The sequence below is a fragment of the Paucibacter aquatile genome (genome assembly GCF_002885975.1).
In the GTDB taxonomy this organism is placed as follows: domain Bacteria; phylum Pseudomonadota; class Gammaproteobacteria; order Burkholderiales; family Burkholderiaceae_C; genus Paucibacter_A; species Paucibacter_A aquatilis.
The window spans coordinates 596419-619976 of the sequence record NZ_POSP01000003.1; the positions used below are offsets into that span (position 1 = coordinate 596419).

The 23558-nt window shown below is 67.7% G+C and carries 20 protein-coding genes; 7 read left to right on the forward strand and 13 right to left on the reverse strand.

Annotated elements, in window-relative coordinates; all coding sequences use genetic code 11:
• Positions 1-42 precede the first annotated feature (42 nt).
• From C1O66_RS05905 to C1O66_RS05915, 3 genes are all read left to right on the forward strand, one after another.
• Entirely contained in the window at positions 43-447 is a 405-nt protein-coding gene (locus C1O66_RS05905) for a type II toxin-antitoxin system VapC family toxin (protein ID WP_102767036.1), read from the forward strand.
• Between the two features lie 45 nt (positions 448-492).
• Positions 493-3096 carry a bifunctional aconitate hydratase 2/2-methylisocitrate dehydratase gene (gene acnB, locus C1O66_RS05910; protein WP_102767037.1) on the forward strand — a complete coding sequence of 868 codons (2604 nt, stop codon included), beginning with the start codon at positions 493-495 and terminating at the stop codon, positions 3094-3096.
• A 167-nt stretch (positions 3097-3263) separates the two neighbouring features.
• Positions 3264-4400: a DUF5694 domain-containing protein gene (locus tag C1O66_RS05915; protein WP_207795906.1), complete on the forward strand. Its 1137-nt coding sequence runs from the start codon at positions 3264-3266 to the stop codon at positions 4398-4400.
• A gap of 16 nt (positions 4401-4416) precedes the next feature.
• On the opposite strand, the gene pdxR is transcribed toward C1O66_RS05915, so the two are convergent.
• The gene (gene pdxR / locus C1O66_RS05920) at positions 4417-5955 is read right to left on the reverse strand and encodes a MocR-like pyridoxine biosynthesis transcription factor PdxR (protein ID WP_102767039.1); all 1539 of its coding nucleotides are present in this window, start codon (positions 5953-5955) and stop codon (positions 4417-4419) included.
• A gap of 135 nt (positions 5956-6090) precedes the next feature.
• On the opposite strand from pdxR, the gene C1O66_RS05925 reads away from it, so the two are divergent.
• Complete coding sequence (locus C1O66_RS05925) at positions 6091-6768, forward strand: pyridoxamine 5'-phosphate oxidase family protein (protein WP_102767040.1); 678 nt, start codon at positions 6091-6093, stop codon at positions 6766-6768.
• 54 nt (positions 6769-6822) lie between these two features.
• Here the strand turns inward: C1O66_RS05925 and C1O66_RS05930 are convergent, their stop codons facing one another.
• The 3 genes from C1O66_RS05930 to C1O66_RS05940 form a co-directional block, all read right to left on the reverse strand.
• Positions 6823-8178 (reverse strand): dihydrolipoamide acetyltransferase family protein, encoded by a 1356-nt coding sequence (locus C1O66_RS05930; protein WP_102767041.1) that lies wholly within the window; start codon positions 8176-8178, stop codon positions 6823-6825.
• A 2-nt stretch (positions 8179-8180) separates the two neighbouring features.
• A complete protein-coding gene (locus C1O66_RS05935; RefSeq protein ID WP_102769488.1) occupies positions 8181-9185 on the reverse strand; it encodes an alpha-ketoacid dehydrogenase subunit beta in 1005 nt (334 codons plus the stop codon).
• An 80-nt stretch (positions 9186-9265) separates the two neighbouring features.
• On the reverse strand, positions 9266-10588 hold the full coding sequence (locus C1O66_RS05940) for a 3-methyl-2-oxobutanoate dehydrogenase (2-methylpropanoyl-transferring) subunit alpha (RefSeq protein WP_102767042.1): 1323 nt from the start codon (positions 10586-10588) through the stop codon (positions 9266-9268).
• A gap of 272 nt (positions 10589-10860) precedes the next feature.
• Between C1O66_RS05940 and C1O66_RS05945 the strand changes: the two genes are divergently transcribed.
• Together C1O66_RS05945 and C1O66_RS05950 are read left to right on the forward strand one after the other, a co-directional pair.
• Positions 10861-12861, forward strand: coding sequence for a bifunctional 2',3'-cyclic-nucleotide 2'-phosphodiesterase/3'-nucleotidase (locus C1O66_RS05945; RefSeq protein ID WP_102767043.1), 2001 nt, complete (start codon positions 10861-10863; stop codon positions 12859-12861).
• Between the two features lie 282 nt (positions 12862-13143).
• Complete coding sequence (locus C1O66_RS05950) at positions 13144-15135, forward strand: sensor histidine kinase (RefSeq protein WP_102767044.1); 1992 nt, start codon at positions 13144-13146, stop codon at positions 15133-15135.
• A gap of 51 nt (positions 15136-15186) precedes the next feature.
• Here the strand turns inward: C1O66_RS05950 and C1O66_RS05955 are convergent, their stop codons facing one another.
• From C1O66_RS05955 to coaBC, 4 genes are all read right to left on the reverse strand, one after another.
• Positions 15187-15495, reverse strand: a complete 309-nt coding sequence (locus C1O66_RS05955) for a flagellar basal body rod protein (protein ID WP_102767045.1) — start codon at positions 15493-15495, stop codon at positions 15187-15189.
• Between the two features lie 194 nt (positions 15496-15689).
• Complete coding sequence (locus C1O66_RS05960) at positions 15690-16631, reverse strand: sensor domain-containing diguanylate cyclase (RefSeq protein ID WP_165794499.1); 942 nt, start codon at positions 16629-16631, stop codon at positions 15690-15692.
• 215 nt (positions 16632-16846) lie between these two features.
• A complete protein-coding gene (dut, locus tag C1O66_RS05965; RefSeq protein WP_102767047.1) occupies positions 16847-17305 on the reverse strand; it encodes a dUTP diphosphatase in 459 nt (152 codons plus the stop codon).
• A 30-nt stretch (positions 17306-17335) separates the two neighbouring features.
• Positions 17336-18556, reverse strand: coding sequence for a bifunctional phosphopantothenoylcysteine decarboxylase/phosphopantothenate--cysteine ligase CoaBC (gene coaBC / locus C1O66_RS05970; RefSeq protein ID WP_102767048.1), 1221 nt, complete (start codon positions 18554-18556; stop codon positions 17336-17338).
• 61 nt (positions 18557-18617) lie between these two features.
• On the opposite strand from coaBC, the gene C1O66_RS05975 reads away from it, so the two are divergent.
• On the forward strand, positions 18618-19394 hold the full coding sequence (locus tag C1O66_RS05975) for a YoaK family protein (protein ID WP_102767049.1): 777 nt from the start codon (positions 18618-18620) through the stop codon (positions 19392-19394).
• Here the strand turns inward: C1O66_RS05975 and trmB are convergent.
• The 5 genes from trmB to cdd are packed head-to-tail and all read right to left on the reverse strand — an operon-like array spanning position 19339 to position 23551.
• A complete protein-coding gene (gene trmB / locus C1O66_RS05980; RefSeq protein ID WP_102767050.1) occupies positions 19339-20079 on the reverse strand; it encodes a tRNA (guanosine(46)-N7)-methyltransferase TrmB in 741 nt (246 codons plus the stop codon). The genes C1O66_RS05975 and trmB overlap by 56 nt on opposite strands.
• Positions 20080-20134: 55 nt before the next feature.
• Positions 20135-21451: a thymidine phosphorylase gene (gene deoA, locus C1O66_RS05985; RefSeq protein ID WP_102767051.1), complete on the reverse strand. Its 1317-nt coding sequence runs from the start codon at positions 21449-21451 to the stop codon at positions 20135-20137.
• Between the two features lie 11 nt (positions 21452-21462).
• Complete coding sequence (gene deoC / locus C1O66_RS05990; RefSeq protein ID WP_102767052.1) at positions 21463-22233, reverse strand: deoxyribose-phosphate aldolase; 771 nt, start codon at positions 22231-22233, stop codon at positions 21463-21465.
• Between the two features lie 10 nt (positions 22234-22243).
• Entirely contained in the window at positions 22244-23089 is an 846-nt protein-coding gene (locus C1O66_RS05995; RefSeq protein ID WP_102767053.1) for a purine-nucleoside phosphorylase, read from the reverse strand.
• Positions 23090-23122: 33 nt separating this feature from the next.
• The gene (gene cdd, locus C1O66_RS06000) at positions 23123-23551 is read right to left on the reverse strand and encodes a cytidine deaminase (RefSeq protein WP_171828024.1); all 429 of its coding nucleotides are present in this window, start codon (positions 23549-23551) and stop codon (positions 23123-23125) included.
• Positions 23552-23558: the final 7 nt, after the last annotated feature.

The window sequence follows — 23558 nt, forward strand, 5'->3', positions numbered from 1 at the left end:
GCCCCGCGATCTTCCCGCCGCCCAGCCAAGCGCCAGCACCCCATGATCGCCATCGACTCCTCCGTCCTCGTCGACCTGCTCAGCGACAGCGAGCGCGCCGACCTGGCCGAGGCTGCGCTGCGCGACGCCCTGTCCCTGGGCCCGGTGGTGGTCTGCGATGTGGTGGTGTCGGAAATCTGCTCTTCGCTGCAAGACGGCGACCAGGCCATGCAGGCCCTGGAAGACATGGGCATCAGCTTTCACGCCGTCGAGCAAAAAGCCGCCATCCGCGCCGGCGAGATGCAGCGCCGCTACCGCAGCCGCGGCGGCCTGCGCCAACGCACCGTTCCCGATTTCATCGTGGGCGCTCATGCCTTGCTGCAATGCAATGCCTTGATCACCCACGACGAGACCTTCTTCCGTGACTACTTCAAGGGCCTCAAGGTCATCACGCCCAAGGCCACCTGACGCGGTCGCACCCTCACACCCCTCGCAACACCTGGAGAGCTCATCATGCTGCAAGCCTATCGCCAACACACCGCCGAGCGCGCCGCGCTGGGCATCCCGCCCCTGCCCCTGGATGCCAAGCAGACGGCCGAGCTGATCGAGCTGATCAAGAACCCTCCCGCCGGCGAAGGCGAGTTCCTGCTGGACCTGCTGACCCACCGCGTGCCCCCGGGCGTGGACGATGCCGCCAAGGCCAAAGCCAGCTTCCTGGCCGCCGTGGCGCACGGTGACCTGGCAGTCGACCTGATCTCCAAGACCAAGGCCACCGAGCTGCTGGGCACCATGGTCGGCGGCTACAACGTCAAGCCCCTGATCGACCTGCTGGATGACGCCAGCGTGGCCGCCACCGCCGCCGCCGCGCTGAAGAAGACGCTGCTGATGTTCGACTTCTTCCACGACGTGGCCGAAAAAGCCAAGGCCGGCAATGCCCAGGCCAAGGACGTGATCCAGAGCTGGGCCGAGGGCGAGTGGTTCACCAGCCGCCCCGAGGTCGAGAAGAAGATCACCGTCACCGTCTTCAAGGTGCCCGGCGAGACCAACACCGACGACCTGTCGCCCGCCCCCGACGCCTGGAGCCGCCCGGACATCCCGCTGCACTACCTGGCCATGCTGAAGAACACCCGCCCCGATGCGGCCTTCAAGCCCGAGGAAGACGGCAAGCGCGGCCCGATGCAGTTCATCGAGGACCTGAAGAAGAAGGGCCATCTGGTCGCCTACGTGGGCGATGTGGTCGGCACCGGCTCTTCGCGCAAGTCCGCCACCAACAGCGTGATCTGGGCCACCGGCCAGGACATCCCCTTTGTGCCGAACAAGCGCTTCGGCGGCGTGACCCTGGGCGGCAAGATCGCCCCCATCTTCTTCAACACCCAGGAAGACTCGGGCTCCCTGCCGATTGAAGTGGACGTGTCCAAGCTGGAGATGGGCGATGTCATCGACATCCTCCCGTACGAAGGCAAGATCGTGAAGGACGGCGCCACCGTCGCCGAGTTCAAGCTCAAGAGCGATGTGCTGTTCGACGAAGTGCGCGCCGGCGGCCGCATCAACCTGATCATCGGCCGCTCGCTGACCGCCAAGGCGCGTGAGTTCCTGGGCCTGCCCGCCGCCACCCTGTTCCGCCTGCCGGCCGCACCGGCTGCCACGAACGCCGGCTTCACCCTGGCGCAGAAGATGGTCGGCCGCGCTGTCGGCCTGCCGGAAGGCCAGGGCGTGCGCCCCGGTACCTACTGCGAACCCAAGATGACCACGGTCGGCTCGCAAGACACCACCGGCCCGATGACTCGCGACGAGCTGAAGGACCTGGCCTGCCTGGGCTTCAGCGCCGATCTGGTGATGCAATCGTTCTGCCACACCGCGGCCTATCCGAAGCCGGTGGACGTGAAGACCCACCGCGAGCTGCCCGCCTTCATCTCCAACCGCGGCGGCGTGGCCCTGCGTCCCGGCGACGGCGTGATCCACAGCTGGCTGAACCGCCTGCTGCTGCCCGACACCGTCGGCACCGGCGGCGACTCGCACACCCGCTTCCCGATCGGCATCTCCTTCCCGGCCGGCTCGGGCCTGGTGGCCTTCGGCGCCGCCACCGGCGTGATGCCGCTGGACATGCCCGAATCGGTGCTGGTGCGCTTCAAGGGCCAGATGCAGCCCGGCATCACCCTGCGCGATCTGGTGCATGCGATTCCGCTGTACGCCATCAAGGCCGGTCTGCTGACCGTGGCCAAGGCCGGCAAGAAGAACGTGTTCTCGGGCCGCATCCTGGAAATCGAAGGCCTGCCCGATCTGAAGGTCGAACAAGCCTTTGAGCTGAGCGACGCCTCGGCCGAGCGCAGCGCCGCCGGTTGCACGGTCAAGCTGAACCCCGAGCCGATCAAGGAATACCTCACCAGCAATATCGTGCTGATGAAGAACATGATCAATGATGGCTATGCCGACGCCCGCACCCTGCAGCGCCGCATCGAGAAGGTCGAAGCCTGGCTGGCCAACCCCAATCTGCTGGAAGCCGACAAGGACGCCGAGTACGCGGCCGTCATCGAGATCGATCTGGCCGACATCAAGGAACCCATCCTCTGCTGCCCCAACGATCCGGACGATGCCAAGACCCTGTCCGACGTGGCCGGCACCAAGATTGATGAAGCCTTCATCGGCTCCTGCATGACCAATATCGGCCACTTCCGCGCTGCGGCCAAGCTGCTGGGCGGCCAGCGCGACATCCCGGTCAAGCTGTGGGTCGCCCCGCCGACCAAGATGGACCAGAGCGAGCTGATCAAGGAAGGCCATTACGCGGCCTTCGGCACCGCCGGTGCGCGCACCGAAATGCCGGGCTGCTCGCTGTGCATGGGCAACCAGGCGCAGGTGCGTGAAGGCGCGACCGTGGTCTCCACCTCGACCCGCAACTTCCCCAACCGCCTGGGCAAGAACACCAATGTGTTCCTGGCCTCGGCCGAGCTGGCAGCGATTGCCTCCAAGCTGGGCAAGATCCCGACCGTAGCCGAATATCACGAGGCCATGGGCGTGGTGAACAAGGACGGCGCCTCGATCTACAAGTACATGAACTTCGACCAGATCGAGGAGTACGCAGACGCAGCCAAGGCCGTCAGCAGCACCAGCTGCGCCTAAGCCAGGGCACAGCCCCGCCATGAAAGGCCCGCTTCGGCGGGCCTTTTTTCATGTTGCGGTGCCGTTGGGACCACCGCTCGCGCACTCCGTCGGATGGTGCTGGCCCGCCAGAGAACGAGTCCAAAGAATGGCGCCACGTTCACTGCCTGCCTTGCTGCAATCTGCCCATGCGACCCTCCGCCCCTTCTGCCTGGACCTCGGGACTCTCGACGATCTTCGTAAGCACCATGCTCAGCGTCAGCCCGCCGCTGCAGGCTGGCACCCCGCTTGCCTTGCTCAAGGATCTGGATCAAGGCATGACAGGGCCGCGATCGCAGGTTCTGGTGCTGGGCACCGTCCATCTGCAGGAGATGGGCCAGGACTTCAAACCCGGCTCGCTCGACAGCCTGCTGGAACGTCTGGCCGGGTTCAAGCCCGAGATCATCACCGTCGAGGACGAGTCGGGCGAAGCGTGCGATCTGGCTTTGCGCCACCCGGCCAAGTACGGCGAGGACTACTGCAAGCGCCCGGCCGAAGCGCAGGCGGCCACCGGCCTGGACATTCCAGCCGCACTGGCCGAAGTCGAACGCACACTCAAGAACTGGCCCGCCACGCCCAGCGCCGCGCAGCGACGCCGCCTCGCCGCTTTGTTCCTGGCCGCGAAAGAAAGCGCTTCGGCCGCGGCCCAATGGCTGCAGCTGACACAAGCGCAACAGCATGCAGGAGACGGCTTGAACGAAGCCCTGGTCGGGCAATTGCAACGCCTCGTCCAGCGGCCCAATGAGTCGATACAGATCGCCGCGCGGCTGGCGGCACGCCTGGGCCTGCAGCGCGTCCACCCCACCGACGATCACACCGGCGACAGGCTCAAGCTCGACGACACGAAAGCCTTTGTGACCGAGCTGGAAGCCGCCTGGAAATCAGAGGGCGACCTTTTGAAGCGCGAGGAGGAGCGCAGCCTGGCGCCACTCAAACGCGGCAGCGACCTGTTGCCGCTCTACCGTTTCATCAACCGCCCCGAGTACCTGCGCGCACTGGCGCGCGCGAATATCGTCGGCCCCATGACTGCCGCTTCACCGCGACGCTATCCACAGATGTGGGTGGGGGGCTGGGAAGTACGCAATCTGCGCATGGTCGCCAACATCCGCGAGACCTTTCGCGAGCGGCCCGGCGCCAGAGTGCTAAGCATCGTCGGCGCCTCGCACAAGCCATGGTTTGAGCAATGGCTGAGCCAGATGCAAGGCCTGGACCTCGTCGACGCCATACAAACGCTCGATCAACAAGCGCCACGCCCGCTCGCCACCAGCACGCCGCTTCCGCCTTGAGCTCGCTCTGCGCAGTTCAGCGCAGTTCAGTGCGAATCACGGCGGCGAGACGCGCCACCTTGCCGGCCATCTGCTCCGCTGGCACCTGGGCATAACCGAGCATCAAGCCGGACCAGGCACTGCTGCGCCGGCCACACAGGTGCTGACTCAAAGCCGGCGCGACGATGCCGGCGCGCAATGCCGCCGCGCTGATGGCCTGGTCGTCCAGGGCCAAAGCGGGATCGAAACACAGCGCCAGATGCATGCCGGCCGAAGCACCCTGCACGGTCGCCAGGTCTGAGAGCTGATGCTGCAAGACGGCAATCAGAGCGTCGCGCCGCTGCTGGTAGAGGCGGCGCATGCGCCGCAGATGCAGGCCGAAGTGGCCTTCGCGCAGAAACTCGGCCAGGGCCAATTGCTCGGCAGCCCGACCGCGCGGCGCCGAACGGGCCAGGAGCTCATGCAGCGACCTGACCAGGGCCGAGGGCACCACCATGAAGCCGATGCGCAAGCCCGGAAACAAAGTCTTGCTGAAGGTACCGAGGTAAAGCACGGGCGCATCGCTGAGTGAAACCTCCGGGGCGCCGACCTCAGGACTCAATCCCTGCAGGGCCGCCAACGGCGGGCCGTCATAGCGGAACTCACTGTCGTAGTCATCTTCGATGATGAGGGCACCGCATCGACGCGCTTGATCCAGCAAGGCCAGCCGCCGCTCCAGGCTCATCACCGCACCGCAAGGGTATTGGTGCGAGGGCGTGACATAAATGAGCTTGGGGCGATGCTGCCGCCAATCCTGAGGTCGGGGCGCCAACCCTTGGGCATCGACCCCGATGCCGATGGCGTGCAGCTGGGCGGCGCGGAACGCGGTGAGCGCGCCGCCATAGCCAGGACTTTCGATCCATACCTTGTCGCCGGCATCGGCAAAGGCGCGCGCACACAGGTCCAGGCTGGCCTGCGTGCCATCGGTGATGAAGACCTGTTCGGCGCTGCAACGCACCGCCCGCGAGGCACGCAGATGCGCGGCAATCGCTTCGCGCAAGGCCAGTTCGCCGGCCGGCGGTCCGTAGTTGAGCTGGCTGCCGGCCAGCGAACGCCAGGCCCGCATCATCAGGCGCCGCCACAGATCAAGCGGAAACGCATCCAGCGCGGGCACACCAGGTGCAAAGGCCGCGGCCAGGTCCGCAGCGACAGGCAAGCAAGCCAGGCCCGCGCTGCGCCGGGACAAAGCAGCGCGCTCAGGCACCGACGGTGAAATTTCTCGCGCGGCCATCGCCCCAGTCCCCGCGGCCCTGCTCACCCCCGCCAGCACCGAAGCCGGCCGCGCATTCACCACCGTGCCGCGCCGGCCGGCGCTGATCCAACCCTCGCTGGCCAGTTGCTCGTAGGCATAGATCACCGTGTTGCGCGCCCAGCCCAGCTCGGCCGCCAGGGCGCGGCTGGCCAGCAAGCGGCTGCCGGGCGGCAGGCTGCCGCTGCGAATTGTGTGGCGCAAGGCCTCGTGCAGCAGGCGCTGGCGCGACCAGCCGGGCTGGCCTTGCTCGGCCGCAAAGCGGTTGATCAGGAGCGCGTGATCCATGGCAGTTTTGTGGTTCCAAAGAATTGATAACTTGTGGATCTTCTCCTAGAACCACTGCCTCACTACATTGCGCACTGAAATTTCTGCGCGCGCCGGCTTTCCCTCATCCTTAGAACCGCATTTCTCGAAACCTCCATGAACCCCATCCCTGCCAGCCCCGCCACCGCCCCCAGCGAGCGCACGCGCGTGCGCCGCGTGGCCGAGAACGCCCGCTACGAGCGCGAGACTGTGCACGCCATCGTCGACGCCGCCTATCTGTGTCACATCGCCTTTGCCGACGAACGCGGCAGCCATTGCATCCCCATGGCCTGCTGGCGCGAGGGCGAACACCTCTACATCCACGGCTCCAACGGCGGCCGCATGGTCAAGACCCTGCTGCGCCCCGAGACGCAAGCCTGCGTCACCCTCACCCTGCTGGACGGCCTGGTGCTGGCCCGCTCGGCCTTCAACCATTCGATGAACTACCGCGCCTGCATGATCTACGGTCAGTTCGAAGCGGTCCGCGACGAAGCCCAAAAGCGCGCGAGCCTGGACCACTTCATGCACAAGATCGCCCCCGGCCGCGAGCACGAGGCCCGGCGCGGCAGTGACAAGGAATTCGCCGCCACCACCGTGTTGCGCATCCCACTGGATGAAGCCGCTTGCAAGGTCCGCAGCGGCCCGCCGCAGGACGACGAGGAAGACTTGCATTTGCCCGTGTGGACCGGCGTGTTGCCCTTGCGCCGGGTGCAAGCAGCGCCGCAGGCAGCGGCGGACAACCGGGAGCCGGCGCCCGCCTATGTGCAGCGGTGGGGGCAGGCAAGCCAGCCCTGAAATGAAAAGGGGCGGTCGCTTGCTGCGCCGCCCCCGTCCAGCTCTGGCGCTGCCTCAGTCGATGAAGAGCAAGGCCGGCGATTCCATCAGGCCGCGCAGGGCCTGGATGAACTCGGCCGCATCCTGACCATCGACCACGCGGTGGTCGAAGGAGGAGGACAGGTTCATCATCTGCCGCGCCACCACCTGGCCGTTGCGGATCATGGGCCGCTCGACGATGCGGTTGACGCCGACGATGGCGACCTCGGGGCTGTTGATCACCGGGGTGGTGACGATGCCGCCGAGTGCGCCCAGGCTGGAGATGGTGATGGTGGAGCCGCTGAGCTCGTCGCGGGTGGCACGGCCGCTGCGGGCGGCTTCGGCCAAACGCCGAATCTCGGCGGCACAGCTCCACAAATCATGGCTCTCGGCATGGCGCAGCACCGGCACCATCAGCCCAGCCGGCGTTTGCGCGGCCACGCCCAGATGGACCGCGTCGAAGCGGTTGATCACGCCCGCCTCGTCGTCCAGGCGCGCATTGATCTGCGGGAAATCCGGCAGCGTGCGCACAATCGCCCGGGCCAGCAGGGGCAACAAGGTCAGCTTGCCGCGGCTGGCGCCGTACTGGGTATTGAGCTTGAGGCGCAGCGCTTCCAGCTCGGTGACATCGACCTCTTCGACATAGCTGAAATGCGGGATGCGGCGTTTCGCGTCCTGCATCTTCTCGGCGATCTTGCGGCGCAGGCCGACGATGCGGATGGCTTCGACGCCATCGCCGCGCGAGCCCGAGCGGGGCAGGCGCGGAGCACTGGCCGGTGCAGCTGTAGCTGCAGTTGCAGCCGCAACCGAAGCAGGCGCGGCAGCAGGCGCAGGCGGACGCAGCTGGCTGCCATGGCTGGCGACAAACGCATCCAGGTCGGCCTGCATGATGCGGCCACCGAGACCCGTGCCGCGCACCTGGGCCAGGTCCACACCCAGCTCCCAGGCGCGGCGGCGCAGCGAGGGCGAGGCGATGGGCTTGTCGGCCAGGCTCAGGCCCAGGTCCTGCGGGGCATGAGCGGCCACGGCAGGTGGCGCGACGGGAGTTGGCGAAGGTGCCGGGGCTGGCACGGGAGCCGGCGCCACCGCCACAGAAACGGGTGCCGGTGCAGCAAGAGGAGCCGCAGGTGCGGAAACACCAGCCTCACCCTCCACCTCGATGCGGATCAGGGCCGAGCCCACCCGCATCAACTCGCCCACCTCGCCACCCAGCGCCAGCACACGGCCTTTCACGGGCGAGGGAATCTCCACCGTGGCCTTGTCGGTCATCACATCGGCCAGAATCTGGTCTTCGCTGACCTGGTCGCCGGCCTGCACGCGCCAGGCCACCACTTCCACTTCGACGATGCCTTCGCCGATATCGGGCATCTTGATCACATGTTCGCTGCTCATCTTCATTTCTCCATGGCGCGCTGCAGGGCCGCAGCGACGCGGGCCGGGCCCGGAAAGTAATCCCATTCCTGGGCATGCGGATACGGCGTGTCCCAGCCGCTGACGCGCTCCACCGGCACCTCGAGGTGGTAGAAGCAATGCTCTTGCACCAGGGCCACCAGCTCGGCGCCAAAGCCGCTGGTGCGTGTGGCTTCATGCAGCACCACGCAGCGGCCGGTCTTCTTGACCGAGGCGATGATGGTGTCCAGATCCAGCGGCCAGATGCAGCGCAGGTCGATGATCTCGGCATCGATGCCGGTCTCGCGCGCTGCCGCTTCGGCCACCCAGACCATGGTGCCGTAGGTCAGCACCGTGATGTCGGCCCCGGGGCGGAACACCGCCGCCTGGTCCAGCGGCAGGCTGTAGTGGCCTTGCGGCACCAAGCCCAGCGGGTGGGCTGACCAGGGCGTCGACGGCCGGTCGTGGTGGCCATCGAAGGGGCCGTTGTAGAGGCGCTTGGGCTCCAGAAAAATAACGGGGTCGTCGCACTCGATGGCGGCGATCAGCAAGCCCTTGGCGTCATACGGGTTGGACGGCATGACGGTGCGCAGGCCGCAGACATGGGTGAACAGCGCCTCCGGGCTTTGGCTGTGCGTCTGGCCGCCATAAATGCCGCCGCCGCAGGGCATGCGGATGGTCAAGGGCGCGGTGAAGTCACCGGCCGAGCGGTAGCGCAGGCGTGCCGCTTCCGAGACGATCTGATCCGAGGCCGGGTAGAAGTAGTCGGCGAACTGGATCTCGGCCACGGGGCGCAGGCCATAAGCCCCCATGCCCACGGCCACGCCGACGATGCCGCCTTCGGAGATCGGCGCATCAAAGACGCGCTGCTTGCCGTACTTGGCCTGCAGGCCGTCGGTGCAGCGGAATACGCCGCCAAAGTAACCCACGTCCTGGCCGAAGATGACCACATCGGGGTCGCGCTCCAGCATCACGTCCATGGCCGAGCGCAGGGCCTGGATCATGGTCATGTGCAGGCGGGCCTGGCTGGCCTCGGCGGATTCGGCTGCCAGCGCCAGCTGCGCTTCCATCTGTGCTTCCGGTTTGCCGCTCATGGCCGACCTCCGTAGTGGCGCGCCTGCGCCAGTTGATCTTTCAAATGCGCGGGCATGTCTTTGTAGACATCGGTGAACATGGACTCGATGCTGGGGATGTGGCCATCGGCCAGGGTGCCGTAACGCTCGGCCTCTTTCTGCGCGGCAATGACCTCGGCTTCCAGCTCTTTCTGCAAAGCTTCATGCTGGGCCTCGCTCCAGAGACCGCGGTCGATCAGATGGCGCTTCAGGCGCGCGATCGGGTCGCCCAAGGGGAAGCGCTGCCATTCGTCGGCCGGGCGGTATTTGCTCGGGTCGTCCGAGGTCGAGTGCGGGCCGGCGCGGTAGGTGACCCATTCGATCAGGGTCGGGCCCAGATTGCGCCGGGCACGCTCGGCTGCCCACTGCGAAACCGCGTAGACCGCCAGGAAGTCATTGCCGTCCACCCGCAGCGAGGCGATGCCGCAACCGCTGCCGCGCGCGGCAAAGGTCGTGCCCTCGCCGCCGGCAATCGCCTGGAAGGTCGAAATCGCCCACTGGTTGTTCACCACATTGAGGATCACCGGCGCGCGGTAGACATGGGCGAAGGTCAGCGCGGTGTGGAAATCAGACTCGGCGGTGGCGCCATCGCCGATCCAGCCCGAGGCGATCTTGGTGTCGCCCTTGATGGCCGAGGCCATGCCCCAGCCCACGGCCTGGATGAACTGCGTGGCCAGATTGCCGCTGATGGTGAAGAAGCCGGCCTTCTTGATCGAATACATCACCGGCAGCTGGCGGCCCTTGAGCGGGTCGCGCTCGTTGGACAGGAGCTGGCAGATCAGCTCCACCATGGGCACATCGTCGCGCCCCAGCAGCAAGCTTTGCTGGCGGTAGGTGGGGAAGCACATATCCCCATCGCGCAAGGCCATGGCGTGCGCGCTGCCGATGGCCTCTTCGCCCAGGCTCTGCATGTAGAAACTGAGCTTTTTCTGGCGCTGGGCGATCAGCATGCGGCTGTCGAAGACCCGGGTCTTGAGCATGGTGCGCAGGCCGCGCAGCAGTTGCTCGGGGCTCAGCTCAGGCGCCCAGGGGCCACGGGCCACGCCGTCTTCGTCGAGCACGCGGATCAGGCTGTAGGCCAGGTCTGCCGTGTCCACCGCCGCCACATCAAGCTCGGGCTTGCGCACGGCGCCGGCCGGCGAGAGGTGGAGGTAGGAGAAATCGGTGTGGCAACCGGGGCGACCGGTGGGCTCGGGCACATGCAGGCGCAGGCCCTCGTAGGCGGGGGTTGGCGCAGCAGCTGCTGCGTCAGACGCGGGCGGCAGCGGATCCAGCTGGCCCGGCGGGGGGATAGGACTCATACGGCACTCCTGCGCGGATCACGCGCCAAGGCTTTGTTGTCGACAGGGTCAGGCGCTCTGGCCCTGCCAAGGGTGGCGGCAGGTCTCAAGCTCCTCTCAAGAGCCCCACCGTTCAGGCAGCAGCTCCGGGCTCCAGCGTAGCGGATTGCCGGGTCGGCCCCGGGCAGTTAACCCTAGAACTAACCCTGGATCGCGGTCCGGAGGGGCTAGCATGCGCCCTGCCCTCTCGCCGTCTTGCCCTCCAGCCCTCCCGCAGCCTCCCCCTCTTGCCCATGCGCCGCATCGCCTCCCTCGCCCTGTCCTCCTTCGTTGCCCTCGGCCTGGCCTGGAGTGGCCCTCTGCAAGCCGCGCCAGCCACGCCATCCAAGCCAGCCACGCTCAAGCTGCGCCTGCTGCAGACCAGCGATCTGCACATGAATCTGCTGAACTACGACTACTACCAGGACCGCGAGACCGATGACTACGGCCTGGCCAAGACCATCACCCTGATTCAGCGCGCCCGGTCTGAAGCGCCCAACCACCTGCTGTTTGACAACGGCGATCTGCTGCAGGGCAACCCGCTCGGCGATCTGGTGGCCCGCATCCAGCCCCTGCGCGAGGGCGACACCCACCCGGCCTACAAGGTGCTGAACCTGCTGGGCGTGGATGCCGCCAATGTCGGCAACCACGAGTTCAACTACGGCCTGCCCTTCTTGCGCCAGGCCCTGGCCGGCGCCAGCTTCCCCTACGTCAGCGCCAACGTCATGGAGCGCGGCGTGCAAGGCCGTTTGCAACATGCCTTCACGCCCTATGTGCTTCTGCAGCGCCAGTTCAAGGATGAGGCCGGCCGGACGCAGACGCTGAAGATCGGCGTGATCGGCTTTGTGCCGCCGCAAATCATGCAATGGGATCGCCGACATCTGCAGGGCCGGGTCGAGGCGCGCGACATCGTCGAAACCGCCCGCGCCCTGGTGCCGCGCATGCGCGCGCAAGGCGCCGATCTGGTGGTGGCCCTGGCCCACTCGGGCTTTGAGAAAACCGAGCAAGGGCATCTGGCCGAGAACACCGTGGCCGAGCTGGCCCGCGTGCCCGGCATCGACGCCCTGCTCTTCGGCCATGCCCATGCCGAGTTCCCCAGCGCCCAATTCGCCGGCTACCCCGGCGTAGACCTGGTGCAAGGCCGCATCCACGGCGTGCCGGCCGCCATGCCCGGCCGCTGGGGCGACCACCTGGCCGTGGTGGACCTGGAACTGCAACGCCAGGGCCGCCGCTGGACGGTGCAGCACAGCCGGGCCGAGCTGCGGCCCATCCTCGACCGCGCCAGCCGCCGCGCCCTGGTGAAGGCCGATCCCATGGTGGCCCATGTGATCGCCCGCGAACACGCCGACACGCTGCAGGCCCTGCGCGCGCCGGTGGCCCACAGCGAGGTCGCCATCCACAGCTACTTCTCGCAGGTGCAGCCCAGCCTGGCCGTGGACCTGGTGGCCCGCGCCCAGCTGGCCTATCTGGAGCGTGCGGTGCAGGGCACGGCACTGGAAGGCCTGCCCCTGCTCTCGGCGGCCGCGCCCTTCAAAGCCGGCGGCCGCCAGGGCTGGAACTTCTACACCGACATCCCGCCCGGCCCGCTCGCCGCCAAACATGTGGCCGACCTCTACCTCTATCCCAACCAGATCAAGGTGCTCAAGGTCACTGGCGCCGAGCTGCGCGAATGGCTGGAAATGTCGGCCGGCCAGTTCCGCCAGATCGACGCGGCAGGCCCGGCCGAGCAGGAGTTGCTGGACGACGACTTCCGCGCCTACAACTTCGACAGCCTCTACGCTGCGCCTCTGGCAGACGGCCGCCCCGGCCTGAGCTACACCATCAATGTGCGCCAGCCGGCTCGCTACAGCGCCGAGGGCAAGCTGCTCCAGCCCCAGGCGCGACGCATCGGCGATCTGCGCTACCAGGGCCGGCCGATCGAGGACCAGGCGGACTTCCTGGTGATCACCAACCACTACCGCGCCAGCGGCGGCGGCGGCTTCCCGGGCCTGAACGCCAGCAAGGTCGTCATCGACGCCCCCGATGAGAACCGCGAGGCCGTGGCCGCCTACCTCAGCGGCTTGGGTCGGCTGCCAGCGGATACGGCGGGCGCCCAAGCGCTGCCAGCCTGGCGCCTGCTGCCCGTGCCCGGCGTGCAACTGAAGTTCCGCAGCGGCGCCGCCGGGGCCGAGCATCTGAAGCGCGCGGACACGGCCGGCATCGTGCTGATCGAGCGTCTGCCCGATGGCTCGGCCTGGTATCGCCTGCAACCCTGAGCCCACACAACCCAGATGCGGGGCTGACAAAGCCGGTCCGGCGGCCCCACAATCCACTCCAACCTGTCTCCGCCTGACGGACGAGAGGCCTCCAGCCTGGCACAGACCAGCGGATTCAGCTGACCCCGGTCGGGAGGCCGGTCCCCGCCGGAGTTCGCCCTCGTGCAGTCAAAGTCGCCGTCGCCGTCAAGACCTGACCCTGAAGCCCCTGAATCCTCCGCGGCGCCGAAGGGTTCGCTACCAGGCCCGGTCCGGGAGCAGCTGCTGCAAGCCCAGACCTGGATGAGCGAGATGGATCTGGACCGGGCCGCCCCGCTGCTGGAGTCCTTGTTGCCCCAGATCAGCGAGCCAGGCGACCAGCTGCTGGCCCGCGCCCTGCATCTGAGCCTGCATCTGCAATCCGAAGCCAGCCGCGGTGACGCACTCTTGCTGCAGGAGGCCTACGAGCTGTGCCAGCAGGCCGCCGCGCTCGTGGACGATCCACTGGTCGAGGTGCTGACCCTCTTTCCCCTGGCCGAACTGCAAACCCGGCTGCGCCTGCACCATGCGGCACTGTCGAGCCTGGAACGCGCCCTGCAGCTGAGTCAACGCGCACAGTCGCAGAACCTCAGCGATCAGCTACAGGCGGTGCGAGGCCGCATCATGGCCCAGGCGGGCATGTATGAGGAGCTGATCAAGAACAGCGACGCCCTGCTGGCCCGCCGCGCGCAGATGCGGCCGGGCACGGTGCATCGCATCCTCAACTACTGCGCCACCGCCTGCTTTGTGCTGGCCGATGAGCAGCTCGCGCCGCCAGGGCACCCGCTCTGGCTGCGCTGCCGCGCCCATCACCTGGATGCACTGCAACTGGCCCAGCAGCATGGCCTGCAGGAAGATGTTCATCTGTCCTCGCTCAATCTGGCCTACATCGAGCTGCTGGCGGGCGACACCGCCGATGCGCGGCCCCATATCGAGCGCCTGCTGCGCACAGGCGCCGGCAGCGTCTGGCGCCAGATCGCCGGGGCGCGCCAGGCCCTGCAGCTGAGCCAGACCCTGCTGGCCTGGCGCGAGCATCCAGATGCGCCCCGCTGGCAGGCCTTGCTGGACCTCGAGGCCGAGCTGGCCGAGGCCGGCGATGGGCTGCGCTTTGTTCACGAATACCTGCTGCGCACCATCGTTCGCTTCGGCGAAGCAGCCGGTGACAGCAGCTCCGCCCTGCGCTGCAGCCAGCGCCTGCTGAGCTTTCAGCGCCTGCGTCTGCAAGCCGTGGCCGGCACCCTGTCGCGTGCGGTCGACGATGTGTTCCAGCTGCAGCGCGTGCGCCTGGAAAACGAGCAGCTGGCGCGCCACGGCGGCCAGCTGGAACAGTCGCTGGCCGCTCGCAATGCCGAGCTGCAGCAGACCCTCAGCCGGCTGCAAGCCGAGGCCAGCATTCGCCGTGCGGCCGAAGCCGCCCTGCAGCAGGCCAATGAAGAGCTGGAGGCGCGTGTGCTGGCCCGCACCGCCTCGCTGGAGGAGGCCTTGCGCACCGTCATGCAGCAGGAAAAACAGCTGGCTCTGGGCCGCATGGTGGTGGGCATGGCGCATGAGCTGAACACGCCGCTGGGCAATGCGCGCATGGGCGCCTCGGTGATCCGCGACCGTGCGCAGGAGCTGGAGCAATGGCTGCAGGCGGGCCAGCTGCGCCGTCAGGCGCTCAGCGAGACCGCCAGCTCGCTGCAGCAATGCTCCTCCCTGGTGGACCGCTCGCTGGAAAGCGCCAGTCAGCTGATCCAGCGCCTGAAAGCCCTGTCGCTGGACAGCGAGCAGGAGATGGCACAGGACTTCGACGCCAGCGCCCTGATGCATCGCCTGATCGAGCTGAACCAGGCACGTTGCCAGGCGGCGGGCATTGATCTGGCGGCCGATCTGCCCGCGGCCATGCCCATGTTCGGGCCCATGCAGTCTTTGCACAATGTGGTGCAGGAGCTGCTGGACAACGCCGTCGACCATGGGCTGAAGGACCGCAGTGTTGCGGCGGCTCCCGCTCGGATTCAGCTGCGGCTGCGTCGGGACGACAGCGCCGATGGGGAGGCGCTGAGCCTCAGCCTGGAAGACAACGGCTGCGGCATCCCGGCCGAAGCCTTGCCGCGCATCTTTGACCCGTTCTTCAGCGGCCGCCTGGGCAGCGAGGGCGCAGGGCTCGGCTTGAGCGTGGTGCGCACCGTGGTCGAAGAGTTGATGCAAGGCCAGATCCGCATCGACAGCGAGCTCGGCCGCGGCACCTGGGTGCGCCTGAGGCTGCCGCTGCGCTGAGTGCAGCCGTGTGGCACGGGCGCCTGGAATCAGGCCTGAACCTGGTGTGAATCAGGCATGGATGTCCAGCATCGTGCCGCTGGCACGCAGCTGGGTCTGCAGCACGCGCAGATTGGCGACAAAGGCGTAGGTCGCCGATTTCTGCGTGATCAGGTCGGCCTCGGCCGAAGGGCCGGTCGCCGGCACCTGGCGCAACGCCTGATTGCCCTGCTGGGCCTGTTGCGCATCCGCCTGCTGTGCCTGCAGCTGCTGTCGGCGGAAATCGGCCGACGCATTGCTGACCGTGCTCTGGGCCGACGCGCGCAAGCGCTCGTTGGCGGCCGAGATGCCGGACAGGGCGGTGGACAGACCGATGGACATGGCAGCAACGCTCCGAAACTACTGGTGCAGGCCAGGATTGTCCCGACGAGATCGGCAGCCGCGCGCTGAACTTTAGAAAAGAATGCGTTTTTCTGGCTATTTCCTCACGCCAGCCCTGAGGCTCTCAGCGAATGGGCACAAAAAAGCCCGTCGGCCGGGCCGGCGGGCTGTCGGAACGGGGTCCCAGGTCGGGCTCAGCCGGCCAGTTCCTCAAACGCCCCTGCAGAGATGAAGACCCGCACGCTGTCACCGCCGGCGGCCTTGGCTTCGGTGCAGGCCAGGGCAGCGGCGCCCAGGACGGCGTCCACGGATTCGAGCGAGGCTTGCAGCTGCACCACGCCCAGGCAGGCCTTGACGCGGGTGCGGTGCAGGCCCCAGCGCAGGCGGTAGGCGGCGATGCCGGCGCGCATCTTCTCGGCCACGATCTCGGCATAGTGCTGATCACAATTGGGCAGCAGCACGGCAAAGTGGTCATCTTCCAGACGAGCCACCAGGTCGGACGCACGCACCTTGGTGATCAGGAGCTGGCCCAGGCCGTAGAGGAAATGGTCGCCCACCTCGGCGCCCATGCCGGCCACGACCTCGCCGAACTTGTCGATGTCGATCCACAGCACCGAGACCGGCTCATGGCGGCGGCTGCCCACATGCTCGGTCAGGCGGCGCTCAAACTCGCGGCGATTGGCCAGCTCGGTCAGCACATCGTGCTTGGCCGTCCAGGTCGGCTGCATGCGCTGCTGACGCGCGACGGTGACGTCATCGACGATCCAGAGCGACTCGCCGCCCGGCTGGTCCCAATGCACCGGCGTCGCCTGCAGGCGGCCCCAGAAACGGCTGCCGTCGCGACGCACGAACTCGATCTCATCGTCCAGGGGCTTGCCGCCGACAAAAGCCGCATGCGTGCGCTCCTGCAGCGACTGATGAGAGGCATCGGACACTTGCACGCTGCGCGTGCCCTGACCGGCGAGATCGGTCTCGTCGCCATGTCCGAAGAGGTGGTTGAACTGCTCACTGACCACCTCGAACTGACCGTTCTTGACGAAGCCCGCGGCCACGGGGGCACGCACCATCAGGGCGCGCATGCGGGCCGCGATCACATCGCTGGCGCCCTCGGCTGCGGCTTGCGGCTGTGTTGCCATCTGCATCTCCTTTGTGTCGGCTGTCCCACCGATGTTTCAACTATCGCAGGTGTAAGGCTTTTCAGCCATCCGCAATGCGCCGAACAGGGCAGAGAAGCCGCATCATTTGATGCAGGGCCAAACCGGCGCAGGAAAAACGCCCTCCGGCGCAGGCAGCAGCCGATGTGGCGCAGCGCCGACAGCCCGCGCGCTCCGCCTCCAGGCGGGCCGCGAGCTCAGTGCTTGCCGGTCGAGCCGAAACCGCCCTCGCCCCGGCTGCTGGCGTCGCCAAACTCCTCGACGCGGCGGAAGGCGGCCTGAACCACGGGCACCAAGACCAACTGGGCGATGCGCTCGAAAGGCTGGATGACAAACTCACTCTGACCCCGGTTCCAGCAGCTGACCATGAGCTGGCCCTGGTAGTCGGAATCGATCAGGCCAACCAGATTGCCGAGCACGATGCCGTGTTTGTGGCCCAGGCCCGAGCGCGGCAGGATGATGGCCGCAAGACCCGGGTCACCGATGTGGATGGCTAGGCCGGTGGGGATGAGGGTGGTCTGGCCCGGCGCCAGCGTGATGGGCGCATCGAGGCAGGCGCGCAGGTCCAGGCCGGCACTGCCGGGCGTGGCATAGCTGGGCACCTGCTCCGCCATGCGGGGGTCCAGGACTTTGAGATCGACGGTGGTGGTGGTCATGGGAATCGGAAAAGAAAACGAAGAAGGCGGTCAGACGCGGCGGGCAATCTCGGCCACCAGCTGACGGGCCAGGCTGAGCTTGTCGGCACGGGGCAGCTCCCGCTCGCCCTCGGCATCGATCAAGAGCAAGGCGTTGTCATCGCGGCCGAAGGTGGCCGGGCCGATATTGCCGACGACGAGCTCCACCTTTTTGCGCAGCAGCTTGTCGCGGCCGTGGCGGGCCAGATCCTGGCTCTCCGCAGCAAAGCCCACACACAGGCGCGGGCGCTGGCCGGCCGGCAGGGCCGCGACCGACGCCAGGATGTCGGGGTTTTCAGTCATCTCGAAAGCCGGCGGGCGATTGCCCTGGCTCGGGTCTTTCTTGATCTTGTGCGCGCTGGCCGCCAGCGGCCGCCAATCGGCCACAGCCGCGGTGGCGACAAAGAGCTCATGCTGTGCAGCCAAGGGCAGCACGGCATCGAACATCTGCTGCGCGCTTTGCACATCGATGCGGCGCACATGGCGCGGCGTGGGCAGGTGCACCGGGCCGGCCACCAGGGTGACCGCGGCGCCCGCCTCGGCAGCCGCGCGCGCGATCGCAAAACCCATCTTGCCGCTGGAGAGGTTGGTGATGCCGCGCACCGGGTCCAGGGCTTCGAAGGTCGGGCCGGCCGTGATCAGGAGCTTGCGGCCCGCCAGGAGCTTGGGCTGGAAGAACGCGATCAGCTCGTCCAGCAACTCGGCCGCTTCCAGCATGCGGCCATCGCCGGTTTCACCGCAGGCCTGCTCGCCGTTGCCCGGGCCGAGCACGATGCCGCCGTCGGCGCGCAGCTGGGCGATATTGCGCTGCGTGGCCGGGTGGGCCCACATCTCGCGGTTCATGGCCGGCGCCACCAGCAGCGGGCAGCGATCGCTGGGCCGCGCCAGGGCGGTGAGGCTCAGCAAATCATCGGCCCGGCCTTGCACCAGCTTGGCGATGCAGTCGGCGCTGGCCGGGGCGATCAGCATCAGATCGGCCTCGCGGCTCAGATTGATGTGGGCCATATTGTTGGGCTCGCGCGCGTCCCATTGGCTGGTGGCCACCGTGCGGCCCGACAGGGCCTGCATGGTGACGGCGGTGATGAAGTGCTCGGCCGCTTCGCTCATCAGCACCTGGACCGTGGCACCGGCCTTGGTCAGGAGCCGGGTCAGCTCGGCGCTCTTGTAGCAGGCGATGCCGCCGGACAGGGCCAGCAAGATGTGGCGGCCGGCCAGAGATGTGGATTCAGACATGGGCGGCACTCTAGCAGCTGTGCCGCAGGCTTCGGCGTGCCAGCCCTTATGCTCAGGGCCTATGCCCGTGGACTACCTCGCTCAGCTGACCGCGCCGGAACGCAGCGCGCGCAGCAATCTGCACCTGGGCGCCGGCCTGGCCTTTGTGGCCGGTGCGCTCAATGCCGGCGGCTTTCTGGCCGTGGGTCAGTACACCTCGCACATGACCGGCCTGATCTCGGCCAGCACCGACCACATCGCCCTGGGCCAGTTCGGTCTGGCCTTCAGCGCCCTGCTGGCGGTGGCGGCTTTTGTGATGGGCGCGGCCAGTACGGCGCTGTTGGTCAATTACGGCCTGCGCCACCGGCCGCGCTGGGCCTATGTGCCGACGCTCTTGCTGGAGGCGGCGCTGCTGCTGGTGTTCGGCCTGATCGGCAGCCAGCTGCTGCCGCACCAGATCCTGCGTGTCTCGCTGACTGCCGTGCTGCTGTGCTTTGTGATGGGCTTGCAGAACGCCCTGATCACCAAGATCTCGCATGCCGAGATCCGCACCACCCATGTCACCGGCCTGCTGACCGATCTGGGCCTGGAGCTTGGGCGTTTGCTCTACTGGAACCGGGCGCCGGCCGGGCTCATTCAAGCACGCGTGATGGCCAACCGGCAACGCCTGCGCATCCACCTGAGCCTGGTGCTGGCCTTCTTTGTCGGTGGCTTGATCGGCGCCTTGGGCTTCAAGCATGCCGGCTTCATCGCCACCCTGCCCTTGGCCCTGGGCCTGGTGCTGCTGGCCGGGGCCAGCCTGCTCAGGCCAGCGGGCGGCGGCGGAACACCAGATCCCACACCCCGTGGCCCAGCTTGAGGCCGCGGTTCTCGAACTTGGTCAGCGGGCGATAACTGGGCTTTTCCGCGTAGCCGGCGGCCGTGTTTTCCAGGAGCGGCTCGGCGCCCAGCACCTCCAGCATCTGCTGGGCATAGGGTTCCCAGTCGGTGGCGCAGTGCAGATATCCGCCGGGACGGATGTGCTGGACCAGCTTGGCCACGAACTCAGGCTGGATCAGGCGGCGCTTGTTGTGGCGCTTCTTGTGCCAGGGGTCGGGGAAGTAGATGTGCACGCCAGCCAGCGAGGCCGGGGCAATCATCTGTTCCAGCACTTCGACGGCGTCGTGCTGGAAGATGCGGATATTGCCGAGCTGCTTTTCCTCGATGTGCTTGAGCAGGGCGCCGACGCCGGGCTCATGCACCTCGCAGCCGATGAAGTCATGGTCGGCCAGGGTCTCGGCGATCTTGGCGGTGGCATCACCCATGCCGAAACCGATCTCGAACACCACCGGTGCTTCTCGCCCGAACACGGCCGCGGTGTCCAGGCGCTGGCCCGCCTGGAAGGGCAGCACGAACTTGGGGCCCAGCTCGGCCAGGGCCTTGACCTGGCCCGAACCCATGCGGCCAGCGCGCACCACAAAGCTCTTGATGCCGCGGCGGGGCGAGGCGCCATCCGGGCTGTCGGGCGTGGCGGGAGCGGGCGTGGCGTCGTCGATATCAGGCATGGCAGAGGTACAGCAGTGGTCAGGTGGATGCAGGCGGATCCACGGGGCGTGAAGTCTAGCCGACACGGGCCTGAATCAGGTCTGCGGGGCTCCAAGGCGCCTCAGGCTCGCTGAAATCGCAGGCCGCCAGCACGGCAGCCGCGGCGCGCTCGGCTGCAGGATCGTCAGCCGCATGGACCATCGCGAAAGGCTGGCCGACCTCGAACACGGTGCCCAAGGGCAAGACATCCGAGAGGCCCACGCGCACATCGATGCGGTCGCCCGCCTGGCGCCGCCCTCCCCCCAGTTCAACCACGGCAAGGCCGATCTCGCGCGTCTGCATCGCGCTCAAACGGCCCGCGCGCGGCGCACAGACCAGGCGCTGCACCGGCGCGGCGGCCAGGTAGCGATCGGGCCGCTCCAGCAGATCGGCCGGCCCACCTTGGGCCGCCACCAACTGTGCAAACTTTTCGGCCGCGGCGCCGCTGTCCAGGGCGGCTTGCAACTTGGCTTCCGCATCCGCAGCGTTGACCGCCAAGCCACCCAGCTGCAGCATCTCGCCGGCCAGGGCCAGGGTCAGGGCATGCAGGCGCGGTTCGCGCGCCTCGCCACGCAGGTACTTCATGGCCTCCAGCAACTCGAGGCTGTTGCCCACGGTCTGGCCCAGCACCTCGTTCATGTCGGTGATCAGGGCCCGGGTCGGCAGGCCGGCACCGGCGGCCACGCCGACGATGCTGTGGGCCAGCTCCTGGGCCATCCAGGGCGAGTCGGCAAAGGCGCCGTTGCCGCATTTCACGTCCATGACCAGGCCTTGCAGACCGGCGGCCAGCTTCTTGGACAGGATGCTGGCGGTGATCAGGGGCACGCTCTCCACCGTGGCGCTGATGTCGCGCACGGCATAGAAGCGACCATCGGCCGGGGCCAGGTCGGCCGTCTGGCCGATGATGGCGCAGCCGACCTCGCGCACGATGCGCTCGAAGAGCGCGGCCTCGGGCGTGGCGCAAAAGCCGGGGATGGCCTCCAGCTTGTCCAGCGTGCCTCCCGTGTGGCCGAGGCCACGGCCCGAGATCATGGGCACAAAGCCGCCACAGGCGGCCACCAGAGGCGCCAGCATCAGGCTGATCTTGTCGCCCACGCCGCCACTGGAATGCTTGTCCAACACCGGGCCAGGCAGATCGCGCCAGTGCATCTGGCGGCCCGAGTCCCGCATGGCCCGAGTCAGGGCCACGCACTCAGCCCGGCTCATGCCGCGCCAGAGGACGGCCATGGCCAGGGCCGCGATCTGGCCCTCGCTCCAGCTGCCATCGACCAGGCCGCGCACCATGCTCTGGATCTGCGCTTCGGACAGCGCCGCGCCATCGCGCTTGGCGCGAATGATCTCCTGGGCCCACACGGCCGCTGCGCTCAGTAACTGGCGGTGCTGGCGGGCGCGGCAGTGCCAGACAGCACGGCTTCGATATCGCCCAGCAGGCCGCTGGCGCCGAAGCGCAAACGGCGCGGGTTCAGCGCCGCGGCGCCGAGCTTGTCGGCCGCCAACTCCAGATAAACCTGGGCGTCAGTCACCGTGCGAATGCCACCCGAGGCCTTGAAACCGGCCGAGACCAGGCCGCTGCCGGCGATCTCGCTGAGGATGTGGCGGGCGGCCAGCGGCGTGGCCGAGACCGCGGTCTTGCCGGTGCTGGTCTTGACGAAGTCGGCGCCGGCCATCAAGGCCAGGCGGGCCGCATCCGCGATCAGCTCGGGGGTCTTGAGCTCACCGCTCTCGATGATGACTTTGAGCGTCAGCGGCCGGCTGGCATGGCGCACCTCGGCCAGGAACTCGGCGCACTCGCTGCGTTGACCGGCCATCAGGGCGCGATACGGCAGGACCACATCGACTTCATCGCCGCCGGCCGTGGCAATCGCCTGCACATCGGCCAGGGCGCGTGACAGATCGAGGGCGCCGTCCGGGAAGTTGGCCACGGCCGCCACCTTGATCTCGGCCGGCAAGGCCGCGCGCGCTTGCGCCACGAAACGCGGCCAGACGCAGACGGCCGCCACCGGGCCGTAGGGCGTCTGAGCGCGCCTGCACAGGGCGGCGATGTCCTCGGCCGTGTCGGCGTCGTTGAGGCTGGTCAGGTCCAGGCATTGCAGCGCCAGGCGCGCTGCGTTTTCTTTCAGTTCCAAAGAGGCCATGGGAGGGCGCTCAGTCTTTCAGCGAGGCCAGATCGGCCATGCCGGCCACCACGGCGCCCAGGAACTGCGCCGCGCGCTCGCCGGACTGCTGGGCCTGCTGCAGGGTCAGGGCATGGGTCAGGGCTTCATCGGACAAGCCGGCAGCCATATTGGTCATCAGGGCCAGGCCCATGACGCGCAGGCCGGCGTGGCGGGCCAGGATGGTTTCCGGCACGGTGCTCATGCCCACGGCGTCGGCGCCCCAGGCGGCGAACATGCGGATCTCGGCCGGGGTCTCGAACTGCGGGCCCAGGGCCCAGCAATAGACGCCCTCACCCAGCATCAGGTTCTGGGCCTTGGCCACGCCCTTGGCGTGCTGACGCAGCTCCAGGTCGTAGGCGGTGCTCATGTCGACAAAGCGCTCGCTGCCGGGCTCGCCGACCAGGGGCGAGCGCTGCGGTGCGTTGATGTGGTCGCTGATCAACATCAGGCTGCCGGCCGGCATGTGGCTGCGGATGGACCCCGAGGCATTGGTCTGCAGCAGCACCTTGACACCCCAGGCCTTGAGGCTGCGCAGGGCGCCGGCCATGCCGGTGCAATCGCCGCTCTCGTAGGTGTGGGCGCGGCCACGAAGCATCACCACGGCCTGCTCGCCGATGGTGCCGACCACGATCTCATTGACATGACCTTCCACCTTGGGCTGCGGGAAAGCCGGCAGCTCGGTGTAGGCCAGGTGCTTGGCGTTCTGCACCAGGCTGACCGCGCCGGCCCAGCCCGAGCCCAGCACCACGGCCACGGCCGGGGCTGCGCCGAACAAGGTCTTGAGCTTTTCGGCGGTCTGGGCGATGGCGGGATTGAGGGTCTTGTGGTCGATCATGATGAGGTTCCTCCTGGGAATTGTTGCGATGGCTCAGAGCTTCAGATGCTCGGGGCCGAAACTGAAAGGCAGCAGCTGTTCCAGCGTCCACTGCTGGCGGATGCCGCCCGGGTCGGCTGCGATGATGATCAGCTCCGGGTCGGCGAACTCGCGCAGCTTCTGGCGGCAGCCACCGCAGGGCGTGATGATGTCCGGACCGGGGCCGGTGACCAGCACCGCGCTGACACGGCGACCGCCGGCCATGATCATGGCGGTCAAGGCCGAGGCCTCGGCGCACCAGCCTTGCGGGTAGGCGGCGTTTTCGATATTGCAGCCGGCATGGATGCGGCCCTGCTCATCGAGCACGGCGGCACCCACGGCATAGCCGGAGTACGGCGAATGCGAATGCTGGCGCGCGCCCAGCGAGGCGGCCAGCAGGCGCTGCACCAGATCCGGTGTGAGAGCGTTCTTGAGAGCGTTCACGCGTGTG